Below are 15,413 nucleotides of genomic sequence, written 5' to 3' on the forward strand. Positions count from 1 at the left end.
TACACCCATTTATGGCTTAAAAACCTCGTGCGCAATCGTAGGTATTCCTGCCAATATGTCAGACTTTTATCAATATTTAAGCTATTGGAATATTAATTGATATAAAAACAGCATTGATTTAAAACAACATATAAATTTTAGATATACTTATGGTAGCTGAAAAAGGTACGATTTCGATTAACACCGAAAACATTTTTCCCATCATTAAAAAGTTTCTTTACTCCGACCACGAGATTTTCTTACGTGAATTGGTTTCTAATGCTGTAGACGCCACACAAAAGCTGAAAAAACTAGCTTCTATGGGTGAGTTTAACGGAGAGTTAGGCGACTTAACCGTAAAGGTTTCTGTCGATAAAGAAGCGAAAACCATTACTATTTCCGACAAGGGTATTGGTATGAGTGCCGAAGAAATCAAGAAATACATTAATCAGATTGCTTTCTCTGGCGCAAAAGAATTCTTAGAAAAATACAAAGACACACAAGATACTAACCAGATTATCGGTCAGTTTGGTTTAGGTTTCTACTCTGCCTTTATGGTAGCTCAAAACGTAGAAATCATCACCAAGTCGTTCCGTGATGAGCCTGCTGCCCGTTGGATATGTGATGGTAGCACCGAATTTGAAATTTCGGAAGTAGAGAAAGAAGAGCGTGGAACCGATATTATTCTACACGTTGCACCAGATTCAGAAGAATTTCTGGACAATTTCAGAATCAGCCAGATTCTTGAAAAATATGCAAAATTCTTGCCTATCGAAATTGAATTCGACGGTAAAGTAATCAATAATCCGAATCCTATCTGGACAAAATCTCCGTCGGAGCTTACAGAAGAAGACTATAAAAGTTTCTACAAAGAACTATATCCTTTCGGCGAAGAGCCTTTATTCTGGATTCACCTGAATGTTGATTACCCTTTCAACCTTACAGGTGTACTTTACTTCCCGAAAGTGAAGAAAGATTTCCAGTTGAATCGTGAGAAAGTACAACTATACAGCCGCCAGGTGTTTATTACTGACGACGTAAAAGACGTTGTACCTGAGTTCTTACAAATGTTACATGGCGTAATCGATTCGCCGGACATCCCGTTGAATGTTTCTCGTAGTTATCTGCAAGCTGATGGTAATGTAAAGAAAATCAATTCGCACATTACTAAAAAAGTAGCCGATAAGCTACAAGAGTTGTTCCGCCAAGACCGCAAAGGATTTGAGGAGAAGTGGGAAAGTGTAGGTATATTTGCCAAATATGGTATCATTTCAGACGATAAATTCTATGACAGAGCCAAAGAATTTACTTTGTTGAAAAACGTAGATAATGAATACTTTACAATTGATGAGTATCGTGAGAAAGTACAGGTAAACCAAAGCGATAAAGATAGCAAAGCGGTATTTTTATATGCCAACGATGCCAATCAACAAGATGCCTTTATTGCTTCGGCAAAGAAACGTGGATATGATGTATTAATCATGGACTCGCCGCTTGATGCGCACTTTATTAATGCCTTAGAATCTAAGCTTGAAAATGTAACTTTCAAAAGAGTTGACTCTGACAGTATTGACAAGTTGATTGATAAAGGCTTGGCGATGGAAAGCGTACTAAGCGACGATGAGAAAAAGCAAGTAGAAGAATTATTTAAAGCAGTAGCCGGAAACAATACTATTCAGTTAGAAGCACTTCCGACTGACGAGTTACCTGTTACTATCGTTCAGCCTGAGTTTATGCGTCGTTGGAAAGATATGTCACGTGTAAGCGGTCAAAACGATATGTTTGGCATGATGCCAATGGGCAATAACGTAGTTATTAATACGAATCATGCCTTGGTTGATAAACTTATCAAAACTACCGATGCCGAAGCGCAACAACAATTGGCTAAACAACTGTATGATTTGGCATTATTGGCACAAGGTATGTTATCAGGCGGAGACCTAACCCGTTTTGTAGAAAGAACGGTAGCGGCGCTTTAATTGATAGCAATGTATATGAAAAAATCCTCGCATCGAATGTGAGGATTTTTTCGTTTTATAGCAGGCTATTCTATTGAACAACCTCTTGCTCTTTCAATATGCGTTCATAATACGCTTCGTACTTAGGTACTATGTTCGAAATATCAAATTCTTGCGCATGCGCCAAAGCATTGGCTTTAAATCTCGGCAGGTTTTCGTCTTGCAAAATATATTCTGCGTTTTTCACCATATCTTCAATATCACCTACATTGCTCAGGAAGCCCGTTACACCGTGTACATTCAGTTCAGGCAAGCCACCTGTGTTAGTCGAAATAACCGGAACTTCGCAGGCCATTGCTTCTAAAGCTGCCAAACCAAAACTTTCTTTTTCTGATGGCATTAAAAACAAATCAGCTACTGATAGCACTTCTTCTATGGCATCTAGTTTCCCTACAAAGCGCACATCTTCGCCCAAACCTAAATCACGACTCAATTGCTCCATAGCTGCACGCTCAGGGCCATCGCCTACCAGCAATAGTTTGCTTGGTATAATTGTTTTTAGTTTAGCAAAAACCTTGATAATATCATCGATACGCTTTACCCGACGGAAATTTGATGTATGCACCAAAAGTTTTTCGTCGTTCGGGCATATAATTCGCTTAAAGTGTTCTTTCTTCTGTCTTTTGAAACGCTCCAAATCAACAAAATTAGGTATTACTTCTATTTCTTTTCTTACCTTGAATGTATTATACGTTTCTTTCTGCAAATCGGCCGATACAGTTGTTACGCCGTCAGACTCGTTAATGCTAAAAGTAACCACAGGTGCAAGTGTAGAATCTTTCCCTACAATAGTAATATCGGTACCGTGTAGAGTCGTAATTACAGGAATGTTTATTCCGTGGCAACGTAATATCTGCTTTGCCAGATAGGCCGAAGTAGCATGTGGAATAGCATAATGCACATGCAGAATATCTAGTTCTTCGTATTTTACAACATCAACCATTTTGCCAGCCAAAGCCGACTCATAGGGCGGATACTGGAATAACGGATAACTAGCTATGTTTACTTCGTGGTAAAAAATGTTTTCATTAAAAAAGTCTAATCTTGCTGGCTGCGTATAAGTGATAAAGTGTACTTCATGGCCATTTTTGGCGAGTGCCTTGCCCAATTCAGTAGCAACGACCCCACTCCCCCCGAAGGTAGGATAACAAACAATTCCGATTTTCATAGATGCGGTTTAAATGCCTTTATAGTAGTACAACAATTTTTTTTCAAAAAAATCTCATATCATCAAATTAAGTATTTGTGATTTTTAAGACGATGCTAATTCTTTCAAACAATTTTAGTATTTTTGAGAAAATGAACACTACAGGATTTCTGAAAACAATAGCCGCTTTTTTTCGACTGGTTCGTGTCAACAACCTGCTTATAATTGTATTGACCCAATACATGGCTCGCATATTTCTGGTAGGGCCAAAATCAGAATGGAAGTCATATATACTTGATTACAAACAATTTATACTTGTATTTGCAACCGTATGTATTGCCGCCGCAGGGTATATTATCAATGATTATTTCGATATAAAAATTGATATGGTTAACAAACCCCGAGAGGTAATTATCGGCAGGCTCATTAAACGCAGGTGGGCAATTCTGAGCCATCAGGTGCTCAATTTTATTGGTATAGCCATCGGTCTTTTTTTAGGATTAAAAGTTTTTTTAATCAACGTTTTTGCAGTTTCTGCGCTTTGGTTTTACTCCGAACGCTTTAAGAGACAGGCGTTTATCGGTAATTTTTTAATTGCCTTCCTTACAGCTTTTTCGCTCATAGTACTAGCGGTCTATTATAAGCAAAACGAAATGCTGGTAAATATCTATGCGCTCTTTGCTTTTTCTATCTCTTTAATCAGAGAAATAATCAAAGACATGGAAGATATACGGGGAGATGCCCGCTATGGCTGCCGAACATTGCCCATTATATGGGGTATCAGGCGCACCAAAATACTCTTATATATATTTATTGTTCTTTTTGTATCTACCTTGTTTTTAATGGCTTATAGCCTGCATAATCAGTACCTGATTATGATTTTCAGTGGTTCGATAATTGTCTTTACATGGCTGATGAACAAACTTTATTGGGCCGACCGTAAAAAAGACTTTACGTTATTGAGCCGCATCTGTAAAATTATTATGCTAGGTGGCATTGCAAGTATGATTTTTGTTTAGGCAATAATAAACGTTTTTATATATCCTTGCAGGAGACAACAACCCTATTATGAATAGAAATAAGAATATTGAGCGTATCAAAAACGAAGAATTTGATATTTGTATCATAGGTGGTGGTGCAAGCGGTGCAGGCTGTGCCTTAGATGCCGCTCTGCGTGGTTTGAAGGTGGCATTGATAGAAAAGAATGATTTTGCCGCCGAAACCTCCTCAAAATCTACTAAACTTATTCATGGTGGGGTCAGGTATCTCGAACAAGCATTCAAGAATCTTGATCTCGGGCAATTGCGTCAGGTTAGACACGGGCTTGAAGAACGCCATATTGTTATTAAAAATGCGCCACATTTAGCACATCCTTTGGCACTTATCACACCTGTTTTTAGCTGGGTTGAGGGTATGTATTTTACAATAGGGCTTACTATTTATGGTTTCTTTGCAAAAAACGATACCATGCCCAAAGCACAATGGCTAAACAAAAAAGAAACTTTTGAGCATATTCCTACGCTTACACAAAAGCTACATAGTTCGGTGATGTATTACGATGGACAACTAGACGATGCTCGTTATTGCCTGGCGCTTGCACATAGTGCCGACAAGCAAGGAGTAGCCGTAGTAAACCATGCAGAAATAACAAGTTTTGAGAAAGATACCTCTGGCAAAATCGCCTCGGCAGGTGTGAAAGATTTATTAGATAATACTACGCTCAATATAAAAGCAAAGGTTTTTATCAATTGTACAGGCCCATTTGCTGACCGTATCAGGCTATTGGCCAACCCGGCATTAGAAAAACGACTGCGCCCTAGCAAAGGTGTGCATATTATGCTCCCTGCCGATGTACTTAAAAGCAAAGACGCCATGCTGATTCCGAAAACAAAAGATGGGCGGGTTGTTTTTGTGATTCCGTTTGAAGGAGATGTGATGGTAGGCACTACCGACGATGAATACAGCGATTTAAAGAAAGAACCTGTTTTAGAAAGCCAGGAAATAGATTTTCTGCTCGATACACTCCGCCCCTATCTGGCTAAAGTACCCGACCGCTCGGCTATAAAATCAGGTTTTGGAGGCTTACGTCCGCTGATTGCCTCATCGGGTTCAAAAGCTACGAAAAAACTGGTGCGTGACCACGAGGTTGAGTATGATGAAAGTTCTAACTTATTAAGCCTCTTGGGTGGTAAATGGACAACATATAGGCTCATGGCTAAAGATGCCATTGACGATGCTTGTAAACTTTTAGAGATTGATACGCCCTGCTCTACTCAACACCATTATCTGGTAGGTGGCGAAGGGTATGGTTTTGAAGATTGGCAAGCTATTGAGCAGGAATATAAATTAGATGCCGACATCTGCCAGCATTTATTGCATAAATATGGCACTCAGGCCAGAGAAGTTCTAAAGCATGGTTTAACAAAAAGACTTCATCCTGATTATCCTTTTATTGAAGCCGAAGTACTTTATACAGTGAAACAAGAAATGGCTTGCACGCTCCGTGATTTTTTTGCCAGAAGAATACGCCTCGAACTGCTCGACTGGCAGGTAACTTATGATACAGTACCAAAGGTTGCCAAGCTGATGGGCGAGCAACTGCAATGGACAGAGCAACAGGAACAAAACAATATTGCGGCATATCAGGCACTTCTGACTAACTTTATGCAAAGTGCTGGTGTTAGGCCGCAATAGTTAAGATATGCATAAACCTCTATAAACTAATGACTAAAAAATTACTTGTAGTTGTGCCCTGCTATAATGAAGAGGCTTCTATTGCTAAACTACTGACAGAGCTATTGAATCTAAAATTACCTTACGATCTCAATATAGCCGTTGTAAATGATTGCTCCACAGATAATACATTGTCAGTTGTGAAACAATTTAATGTCATTGTATTGAATTTACCTGTCAATCTGGGTATTGGCGGAGCCGTACAAACCGGTTATACATATGCCTACAAAAACAACTACGATTTAGCGGTACAAATGGATGGCGACGGCCAGCACCCACCTACCGAACTCATTAAGTTACTGACACAACAAGAAAAAACTCAGGCTAATATAGTTATAGGCTCTCGTTTCATTTTAAAAGAGGGCTTTCAATCGTCTCTGCTACGCCGCAGCGGTATCGCTTATTTTTATAGGCTAAATCAACTATTTACAGGTAAGCGCATCCTGGATATTACCTCCGGTTTTCGTTTATTCGATAAGAAAGCCATCAGTATAGCCGCTAACCACTACCCTGATGAGTATCCCGAACCTGAATCGTTGGTTACATTTGCTAAAGCTGGTCTCCAAATCGAAGAAACACCCGTAGTGATGAAAAGCCGCCAGGGTGGACAGTCTTCTATCCGCTCACTTTCTACTATCTACTATATGGTAAAAGTAAGTATTGCTATGTTTTTTGCTTATATCCGCAAATAAGACTTATTGCCGGAAAAAGAATACCCTTATATCAGCACTCGAATTTTTAATAACTGGCTTAAGTACTGTTAAAAAGCTACTGAGTGTATAAGCCTTTGCTTTACTAATTTTGCTATCAGCCATAATTCGCTCTTTAATGCTCGAAAAATCGAGAGTTTCAAGCCTGAAATTCTCCCGCAATTTAAAACCATAATTACTCAGGTAAGTAGGCAGGTTTTTAGGATTGAAATAATTTATATGCGGGCTATGAAAGTTAAACTGCCAGAGTCTGTCTAAAAACGATTTAATTTTAAGATAATAAAGCGCCGTAGCTGCACGATAGAAGAATCCGTTGCTCATAGGTATATTTATTATCAGCAAACCATCTTTTTTGAGGTCTTTTTTAATACTAAGCAACAAGCTGTTGAGGTCAGGGATATGCTCAAAAACATCGTTAAAGATAATAAAATCATATCCCTCGGCTAAGTCGGTAGCAGGGTTAGGATAAAAACCCATTGTTACGTTCAGCTTATTCTGCTTATAATATTCTTCAAAAGTACGTTCCGGTTCTATGCCTTTGCAATCAATACTATTATCACGGCATACCTCCAACCACCAACCATTGCCGCAGCCTATTTCAAGTCCTTTAATGGTTTGTTTGCCTTTAAAGTATTTTTCTTTAAGAGCCTTTATTATCAGTCCGAAATTATGCAACCTAAGTTTTTTTAAGCCTATCTCACGGCTATCTTCTTCTAAACTAGACTGAAACGTTAAATCAAAATCGGCATCAGATGAATATAGATTGCATGAAGCACACTGATACACTTTATGTTTCAGCTCAAATTTTAAATTCTGTATATTGCCACAAACAATACATTTTGGGTTATCCATATCTAAGAATTATTTATTTTTTCCTTTATAGGCTGCCGCCAGATTACCTCTTAAAAGTGCATTAGTAGGGTTAATCTTCAAGCCTTTCTCTCCTGCTACAATAGCCTTGTCCCACTCTTGTAACTGATTATAGGCCGCACATATATTATTATAGGCCAAATCATAATCAGGTTTCAACTTTAAAGCTTTTCTGCAAGCATCTATACATTCTTTAAATTTCTGCTGGTTAAAATAAGTAAGGCTCAAAGTAAGATATGCCTCGGCAGAAAGTTGCTCTTGTACTCCTGATGCTATTTTGCCGTCTGACATACCACTACTTCCTTCTGCTAAAATCAGGTTGTTTTTGGCTAATTGAAAATCAGGCTTTAAAGCCAGCGCTTTTTTGAGATACGGAATCGCCTTATCATATTGCTTGAGTTCATTATATGCCGAACCTATATTATTATATGCCTGTGCATAATCTGGTTCTAGCTTAATAGCTTCTAGTGCAATATCAATACTTTGCTGATATTGTTTCATCTGATAATAAGAAAAACTCAAACCGAGGTATTTTTCAGCACTTGGGTTTTGCTTTATCTGCTCCAACTCAATGCTCAGGCTATTTTGTTTTTTCTGAGCCGATTCTCTGTATTTTTGTGCTTCGGCGTTGTCTGGTGCCAACTGTAAAGTACTTTCGGCCAATTGTTCCAACTTATCGTATTCTTGCCTGCTGTCATATATCTTCATCAAAAGTTCTCTCGATGCTAAATAAGCGGGCGAAATCTCTAAGGCTCGTAATAAAAGCGGAATGGCTTCATCGAATCGATAATACTTAGCTAAAAACCTACTATAGAAATAATAAGAATCGGCATTTGTACTATTATAAGCCATAGCATTTTTAAAATAGATTTCGGCAGTAGCTTTATCTCCTTGCGCATCTTTCAATACCCCCAGATTAATATGAAGCGTAGAGTAGCTTGGCAAGCCTACCAATGCAGCAGTAAAATACCTGTCGGCAGTGGCGTATTCTCCTTTAGCCATCTGTGACAAGCCGTAATTCATCAATCCCCGGTAGTTCTTAGGGCTTTTTACGGTTACATCATACCACAGGCTTTCTTCGGTTTTCCATACTTTATTACGCTGGTAAGTTCCGATTCCGTATACTACCAGAATAACTGCAACTACTGATAAAATTACCATTGAGTTTTTCTCGTAGAAAGTCGCATTTTTCATTAAAATCAAAGCAACACTCCACACTACCGACATAATAAGCCCCACGAAAGGGAAAAACATACGGTGGTCGTTCATTACTTCTCCTAACGGAATGATACTTGAAGAAGGAACTAAAGCTAAGAAGAACCAAACAATACCAAAGCTGATTGGCCGGGTAGAAGGTTTTCTTGAAAAAACAAAAGCCAATACCAGCATTACCAGAATAAAAAACATACCAATCACAAATCTGATGTCCCAGATATTGGCCAGCAATTGCCAGTCGGTATCGGCGCTCAGGTGTATAGGCAGAAATAATGTACCAAAATAATAGGTAATCACAAACGGCTGGGTAATAAGATACAACCAAGGCGAATTGCCACCGGCCTCCCATGTTTTAGGGGTAAACTTATCGACCCACAAATACAACAAGGCACACACTACCAAAGCAGGTAATACTTTCAGAACAATATTTAGTGTTTGTTTAAATTGGCTTTTCTTGAAAAAATCAGCAATACTCATATTTTTCTCGAAGAAAGCAATGTAGAAAAACAAAATAGGTGCAAACATTACCGAGGTAGGCTTTGCCAGTGTCCCTAAAACAATTGGCAAAAGGTACAGAAAAGTTTTACGGCAAAACGACGAATAGGCATATAACACAAAAGCCAGTATCACAAAAAAAGTAGACTGCGTATCGGAGCGTGCTATTATATAGTTTACTGTTTCGGCCATAGCTGGGTGCACTAAATACCATGCAACAGCAATAAGCGCTATGTAATAATTCCAGGTATGCTTATAGGCTATATCAAAAATCTTTCGGAAAAAGAATAGCATCAATACCCCTTGCAGCAGATAAAAAATAAAGGTAAGCAAGTGAAAATAAAACAGATTGTAACCATTACCTAACCAATAATCAATAGCGAGCGAAGTTGTAACTACGGGACGATAAGCCTGATTGGCAGGAAGCGTGCTGAAAGTTGTAGCATCTTTGAAAAACATAGGTATGTTTTTCAGGCTTCGGATGTAAAGGTTGGTTTCAATCGTATGCGAATCATCAAAATGAAACGCATTATAAAAATGGTTACTGTAAACAATGCAGGTAGCAACAATAACTAAAACAAAATAAAGCTTAGGCAAATCTAGAGATTTTTTCATCAGCAAGAAGAGTTTTCATTTAGGCTGTGTTAACAGAAAAAATACCAGAGAAGCGTTCGTACTTCTCTGGTATTTATAGAATTTACAAACTCAGTTTAGCATTCATGTTCCACCAGATAAAGGCATAAATATCGGCAGTTTGTTCTATGTTTTTTGCGGTGTTGCTAGCGCCATGCCCCGAATTAGTATCAATCCGAATCAATAGCGGATTGCTGCTACTCTTGCCTGCCTTTGCCTGAAGCATAGCCGCATATTTGAATGAGTGCGCTGGCACAACACGGTCGTCGTGGTCGGCGGTAGTAATCAAGGTAGCCGGATAATCAACACCTTCTTTTATGTTGTGTAAAGGCGAGTATGCATATAAAACCTTAAATTCTTCAGCATTATCGGCCGAGCCATAATCGGCAATCCAGTTCCAGCCAATAGTAAACTTCTGAAAACGAAGCATATCCATTACCCCTACCTGCGGAATCGCCACACGAGCTAACTCTGGTCGTTGGTTCATTACGGCACCAACCAAAAGCCCTCCGTTCGAACCTCCACGAATAGCCAAGTGAGCATTGTCACAATATTTCTCTGCTATAAGGTACTCGCCTGCGGCAATAAAATCATCAAATACATTTTGTTTTTTCAGCTTCATGCCCTGCTCATGCCACTTTTCACCATACTCGCTTCCACCTCTTAAATTGGCTTGTGCATATACCCCACCCTGCTCTAAAAACGGAATCAGCAGCGGGCTAAAAGCCGGATTCAGGCTAACGTTAAACCCACCATAGCCATACAACAAAGTTGGGTTTTGCCCATCAAGTTTAAGTCCTTTTTTATAGACAATAAACATCGGAATTTTGGTACCATCTTTACTCGGGTAAAATACCTGTTTGGTTTCAAAATCTGTTGCTCTAAAATCTACTTCCGGTGCACGGAAAACCGTGCTTTGTTTGGTAGCTATATCATAACTAAAAATAGTAGACGGATAATTGAACGATGTAAAAGTATAAAACACCGCTTTATCGTCGGCATTGCCACCAAAACCAGAGGCTGTACCTAAGCCAGGTAGTGTTATTTCGTTTTCTAGTTTACCTTTTACATCATATACATAAGCACGGGTTGTAACGTCTTTCATATAAGTAAGGAACAGCTTACCACCTGCTACGCTCGATGATTGCAAAGGTTCTTCTTTCTCTGCTATTATCGACTTCCAGGTGTTGGTAGCCGTATCAAAGCTCTCTATCTTTTCGTTTTTAGCATTTTTATTTGTTTGAATCAACAATGCCTTACCTACGTTTTCGATTACACCATACGAGAAATCGCTCACTTCGGCTACTACGGGCTTAAATGCTTTCGCACCTGCTTCTTTATAAAATAAGGCATTACCATCTTTACCTTTACCACGGTCGCTTACATATAATAAAGCAAATTTTTCGTCTTCGGTAGTGTTTACGGTATGAAAACGCTGCGGATTGGCCTTGTCTTCAAACACCAATAAGTCAGCAGCTTGCGAAGTACCTATTTTATGGAAGAACACCTGATGATTTTCGTTTTTAGCGGCCAGTTCACTTCCGGCAGGTTTTGGATAGCGGCTGTAGTAAAAACCATCGCCTTGCCATGCAATACCCGATACTTTTACCCACTCTACTTTGTCTGACAAGTTTTTCTTGGTCGACATATCCATCACAAAAATATCTTGCCAGTCAGAGCCACCTTTCGATAAAGCATAGGCTGCATATTTACCATCTTTTGAAAGAGCAAACTGCGCCAAACGAGTAGTTGCATCTTTAGAAAGCGTGTTGGGGTCTATTACCACTTCGGGTGTACCGTTTAAACCTTTCTGACGATATAAAACGGCTTGATTTTGTAAACCATCGTTTTTGTAGAAATAGTACCACTCCCCTTTACGACTTGGTGCCGAATACTTGGCATAATTATAGATTTTTTCTAATCTCTTTTTTATAGTCTCACGATATGGTATTTTCTCCAGATAGCTAAACGTTACCTGATTCTGTTGCTTTACCCATTCGCCGGTTTCGGCCGAGCGGTCGTCTTCAAGCCATCTGTAAGGGTCTGCAACACTCGTGCCGTGATAATTGTCTTTTTGGTCTACTGTACGGGTTGTGGGATAATTCAATTGGGCCATTACCAAACAAGGAAAAATAAAAAATAAAATAATGAATATATTATGCGCTTTTTTCATGTAAAAGATGAATTTGATTTTACAAAGTAAAAGAATATTTTGTAAAAACGATAGTTTCAGATACTATAAGCAAAATTTAAATCTACTGTTGTTTTTCATAAAACAGGCCTGTTTCTTTTACTTTGCAAATGTCAGCTAGCGCATTTAAAACCATAGCTAAAATATTTATGTTACATAAAAAACTAGCACCTGATGATAAATTCTATTAAACCTGATACCATTATTAAATTCAAAGGGAATATTCCGGTAGAACAATCTGATTTGGTAGTGGTTGAAGAGCCTTTAGAAATAAGGCTGGGCTATGGGGCCGCAGATAATCGTCAGCAAAAGAGTATTTCGGTAACTATGCGCACCCCAACGGGCCACGATTTTGAGCTGGCTATGGGCTTTTTGTTTACAGAAAATATCATTAGGCACTTCGACCAGATTCTTTCTATTCACTATTGTACCGATAATCAACAGCATCAACAAGAAAATATTGTAAGAATTGAGTTACACCCAAATGTCTGGCTTGATTTTCAGAAATTAGAACGATTTTCTTATACCACATCAAGTTGTGGCATTTGCGGCAAGGCTTCCATAGAGGCTATTCAGCACCAATGCCCTACCCCTATTGTTTCATCGCTTACTATTTCTTCTCCTCTTATTTATCAATTACCAAACATTGTTGAAGAAAAACAAGTTTTCTTCAAACATACAGGTGGCTCGCACGTAGCAGCTTTAGTGGAAATAAAAAATGCTGATAACGGTGCTTTGTTTTTGCTTCGGGAAGACATTGGCCGCCACAATGCTTTAGATAAGGCTATAGGCGCAGCATTTCAGCAAAACTTGTTACCTTTAGCTCATACGCTCTTGTTTATGAGCAGCCGGGCAAGTTTTGAACTGATACAAAAAGCAGTAATGGCAGGAATTTCGATAATCGTTTTTGTAGGAGCGCCCTCAAGTTTGGCCATCGAGACTGCCCGTTCTTTCGGAATAACGTTGATAGGGTTTTCGAGAGAAAATAGTTTTAATGTGTATTGTGGAAGCCAAAGAGTAAAAATTTGATGTATGAAAAAGGAATCAACTTCTGATATAAAAAATATTATTCACCCTCAGCCTCCTGCCGATTTTACAGGAATCGAAATAGATGACCCTGCCAAATCAGCGGCTGGTGTAAAGGCGGTGGTTTCATCGTTTAAGCATGTTTTTGGCGCAATGCCTGTTAACCGAGGCTTGAAAGCCTTGCTTAACCTGAACCAGAAAGGTGGTATAGACTGCCCAAGTTGCGCATGGCCGGACCCCGATGGTGAGCGGTCGAAAATAGCTGAATATTGCGAGAATGGCGCAAAAGCCATAGCAGAAGAAGCCACCACACGTAAAGTAACACCTGTGTTTTTTCAGAAATATTCAGTAGCTGAACTCTCTCAAAAATCTGACTATTGGTTAGGCCAACAAGGCCGTTTAACACACCCAATGGTATTACAGGCAGGTAAAACACATTATGAAAAAATAGCTTGGGAAGATGCTTTTCAGTTAATTGCCCAACATCTCAATAAACTGGCATCGCCTGACGAGGCTATTTTTTATACTTCTGGCCGAACCAGCAATGAAGCAGCTTTTTTGTATCAGCTTTTTGTACGAATGTATGGCACAAATAACCTGCCCGACTGTTCAAATATGTGCCATGAGTCGAGTGGCTCTGCATTAGGGGAAACCTTGGGTTTAGGTAAAGGCTCAGTTACACTCGATGATTTTGAAAAGGCAGAGGTAATTATGATTCTGGGGCAAAACCCAGGCACAAATCACCCAAGAATGCTAACTGCGCTTGAAAAAGCCAAAAGGGCCGGAGTAAAAATCATTTCTATTAATCCATTGATTGAAGCCGGCTTATTGAAATTTAATCATCCGCAAGAAGTAAAGGATTTAGTATTTGGCGGCGAAAAACTGACAGATATTTATTTACAGATACGCATCAATGGAGATTTGGCTCTTCTAAAAGCATTCAATAAAATATTGTTGGAAGCAGAGCAACAACAAGGGAATGTATTAGATAAGGCATTCATAAAAGAACATACCGAGGGCTTTGATGCGCTTACGGAAAACCTGCAAAAATACAATTTAGAAAAGCTAGCTGATGAATGCGGGATTCCGCTCCACGAAATAAGAGAAGCAGCCGACTTGCTTATAAAGCACGATAAAATTATTATTTGCTGGGCTATGGGACTAACCCAACACAAAAACTCTGTACCAACTATCAGAGAACTTGTGAACCTCTTATTACTAAAAGGCAGCATAGGCAAAGAAGGCGCAGGAACCTGCCCTGTACGTGGACACTCAAATGTGCAAGGCGACCGCACGATGGGTATTTATGAGAAACCTAAAACCGAGTTTCTTAATAAGCTAAGAGACGTTTTCCAGTTCTCGCCGCCTCGTAAACATGGTTATGATACCGTGGAAGCAATTAAGGCAATGGCAGAACAAAAAGCAAGTGTATTTATGGCAATGGGCGGTAATTTCCTATCGGCTACACCCGATACCGAATTTACGGCCAAAGCCCTGCAAAACTGTGACTTAACAGTGCATGTTTCAACCAAACTCAACCGTAGTCACTTAGTTCATGGTAAAACGGCCTTAATATTACCCTGTTTAGGCCGCACAGATATAGACCAACAAGCCACAGGAAAACAGTTTGTAAGTGTCGAAAACTCAATGGGTGTGGTGCACAGTAGCGAGGGAGTTTTGGCTCCTCCGGCCGAAACTTTACTTAGCGAACCTGCTATAATAGCAGGCATAGCCAAAGCTACTCTTGCAGATAAACAATCAACTATCAATTGGGACTACGTGGTTTCTAACTACGACCACATAAGAGATTTAATTGAACAAAGTATTGAAGGTTTCGATAATTATAATCAGCAAGTAAGGCAAGACGGAGGCTTTTATCTACCAAATGCTCCTCGGCAAAAGAAATTCACAACGGCATCGGCAAAAGCTAAGTTTACAGTTAATGCCCTACATAGTATTCAGCTACAAACGCATGAATACCTGATGATGACCATCAGAAGCCACGACCAGTTTAACACAACTGTTTACGGCTTAGATGATCGCTATAGAGGCATTTATAATGAGCGAAGGGTTATTTTCATGAACGAGCAGGATATTAAGGCGGCAGGTTTGCAGACATACCAGGTAGTGAATCTACATAACCACTTTGGAGGTCTTACCCGCACAGCCGAAAGGTTTATAGTTGTGCCATACAATATTCCTGCTAAGTGTGTAGCTACCTATTTTCCAGAGGCCAACGTGTTGGTGCCGATTGATAGCTATGCCGATATAAGCCAAACACCAACCTCAAAATCGGTAGTAATTACTATTGAACCTGTAACAGAATCGGGTAAAATTGTATTGGCAAAATAGGAGAATTTTGTACCTTTCAGATTCAATCCGGTACAAATATTATT

At 39.3% G+C, this 15,413-nt stretch carries 10 protein-coding genes; 6 read left to right on the forward strand and 4 right to left on the reverse strand.

Annotated elements, in window-relative coordinates; translation table 11 throughout:
* The first annotated feature begins 149 nt into the window (after window positions 1–149).
* Window positions 150–1,958 (forward strand): molecular chaperone HtpG, encoded by a 1,809-nt coding sequence (gene htpG, locus WAE64_RS21340; protein ID WP_340239815.1) that lies wholly within the window; start codon window positions 150–152, stop codon window positions 1,956–1,958.
* Between the two features lie 70 nt (window positions 1,959–2,028).
* On the opposite strand, the gene bshA is transcribed toward htpG, so the two are convergent.
* Window positions 2,029–3,165, reverse strand: a complete 1,137-nt coding sequence (gene bshA / locus WAE64_RS21345) for an N-acetyl-alpha-D-glucosaminyl L-malate synthase BshA (protein ID WP_340239816.1) — start codon at window positions 3,163–3,165, stop codon at window positions 2,029–2,031.
* A gap of 131 nt (window positions 3,166–3,296) precedes the next feature.
* On the opposite strand from bshA, the gene WAE64_RS21350 reads away from it, so the two are divergent.
* From WAE64_RS21350 to WAE64_RS21360, 3 genes are read left to right on the forward strand one after another with little or no spacing between them, the layout of a single operon-like run.
* A complete protein-coding gene (locus tag WAE64_RS21350) occupies window positions 3,297–4,163 on the forward strand; it encodes a geranylgeranylglycerol-phosphate geranylgeranyltransferase (RefSeq protein ID WP_340239817.1) in 867 nt (288 codons plus the stop codon).
* Window positions 4,164–4,212: 49 nt separating this feature from the next.
* Window positions 4,213–5,838, forward strand: coding sequence for a glycerol-3-phosphate dehydrogenase/oxidase (locus tag WAE64_RS21355; RefSeq protein WP_340239818.1), 1,626 nt, complete (start codon window positions 4,213–4,215; stop codon window positions 5,836–5,838).
* A 29-nt stretch (window positions 5,839–5,867) separates the two neighbouring features.
* Window positions 5,868–6,569, forward strand: a complete 702-nt coding sequence (locus WAE64_RS21360) for a glycosyltransferase family 2 protein (RefSeq protein WP_340239819.1) — start codon at window positions 5,868–5,870, stop codon at window positions 6,567–6,569.
* Window positions 6,570–6,572: 3 nt separating this feature from the next.
* Here the strand turns inward: WAE64_RS21360 and WAE64_RS21365 are convergent, their stop codons facing one another.
* The 3 genes from WAE64_RS21365 to WAE64_RS21375 form a co-directional block, all read right to left on the reverse strand.
* The gene (locus tag WAE64_RS21365; protein ID WP_340239820.1) at window positions 6,573–7,439 is read right to left on the reverse strand and encodes a class I SAM-dependent methyltransferase; all 867 of its coding nucleotides are present in this window, start codon (window positions 7,437–7,439) and stop codon (window positions 6,573–6,575) included.
* A gap of 9 nt (window positions 7,440–7,448) precedes the next feature.
* Window positions 7,449–9,782, reverse strand: a complete 2,334-nt coding sequence (locus tag WAE64_RS21370) for a tetratricopeptide repeat protein (protein WP_340239821.1) — start codon at window positions 9,780–9,782, stop codon at window positions 7,449–7,451.
* 82 nt (window positions 9,783–9,864) lie between these two features.
* Complete coding sequence (locus tag WAE64_RS21375) at window positions 9,865–11,916, reverse strand: prolyl oligopeptidase family serine peptidase (RefSeq protein ID WP_379977265.1); 2,052 nt, start codon at window positions 11,914–11,916, stop codon at window positions 9,865–9,867.
* 249 nt (window positions 11,917–12,165) lie between these two features.
* Between WAE64_RS21375 and fdhD the strand changes: the two genes are divergently transcribed.
* Together fdhD and WAE64_RS21385 are read left to right on the forward strand one after the other, a co-directional pair.
* The gene (gene fdhD, locus WAE64_RS21380; protein WP_340239823.1) at window positions 12,166–13,020 is read left to right on the forward strand and encodes a formate dehydrogenase accessory sulfurtransferase FdhD; all 855 of its coding nucleotides are present in this window, start codon (window positions 12,166–12,168) and stop codon (window positions 13,018–13,020) included.
* A gap of 3 nt (window positions 13,021–13,023) precedes the next feature.
* Window positions 13,024–15,369, forward strand: a complete 2,346-nt coding sequence (locus WAE64_RS21385; RefSeq protein ID WP_340239824.1) for an FdhF/YdeP family oxidoreductase — start codon at window positions 13,024–13,026, stop codon at window positions 15,367–15,369.
* Window positions 15,370–15,413 lie beyond the last annotated feature (44 nt).

The organism is Emticicia soli (assembly GCF_037860775.1).
In the GTDB taxonomy this organism is placed as follows: domain Bacteria; phylum Bacteroidota; class Bacteroidia; order Cytophagales; family Spirosomataceae; genus Emticicia; species Emticicia soli.

Excerpts from the sequence above, each read along its gene's own strand:
- htpG (WP_340239815.1), top strand. The coding sequence starts at position 150 with ATGGTAGCTGAAAAAGGTACGATTTCGATTAACACCGAAAACATTTTT.
- WAE64_RS21365 (WP_340239820.1), bottom strand. The coding sequence starts at position 7,439 with ATGGATAACCCAAAATGTATTGTTTGTGGCAATATACAGAATTTAAAA.
- bshA (WP_340239816.1), bottom strand. The coding sequence starts at position 3,165 with ATGAAAATCGGAATTGTTTGTTATCCTACCTTCGGGGGGAGTGGGGTC.
- WAE64_RS21360 (WP_340239819.1), top strand. The coding sequence starts at position 5,868 with ATGACTAAAAAATTACTTGTAGTTGTGCCCTGCTATAATGAAGAGGCT.
- fdhD (WP_340239823.1), top strand. The coding sequence starts at position 12,166 with ATGATAAATTCTATTAAACCTGATACCATTATTAAATTCAAAGGGAAT.
- WAE64_RS21355 (WP_340239818.1), top strand. The coding sequence starts at position 4,213 with ATGAATAGAAATAAGAATATTGAGCGTATCAAAAACGAAGAATTTGAT.
- WAE64_RS21375 (WP_379977265.1), bottom strand. The coding sequence starts at position 11,916 with ATGGCCCAATTGAATTATCCCACAACCCGTACAGTAGACCAAAAAGAC.
- WAE64_RS21350 (WP_340239817.1), top strand. The coding sequence starts at position 3,297 with ATGAACACTACAGGATTTCTGAAAACAATAGCCGCTTTTTTTCGACTG.
- WAE64_RS21370 (WP_340239821.1), bottom strand. The coding sequence starts at position 9,782 with ATGAAAAAATCTCTAGATTTGCCTAAGCTTTATTTTGTTTTAGTTATT.
- WAE64_RS21385 (WP_340239824.1), top strand. The coding sequence starts at position 13,024 with ATGAAAAAGGAATCAACTTCTGATATAAAAAATATTATTCACCCTCAG.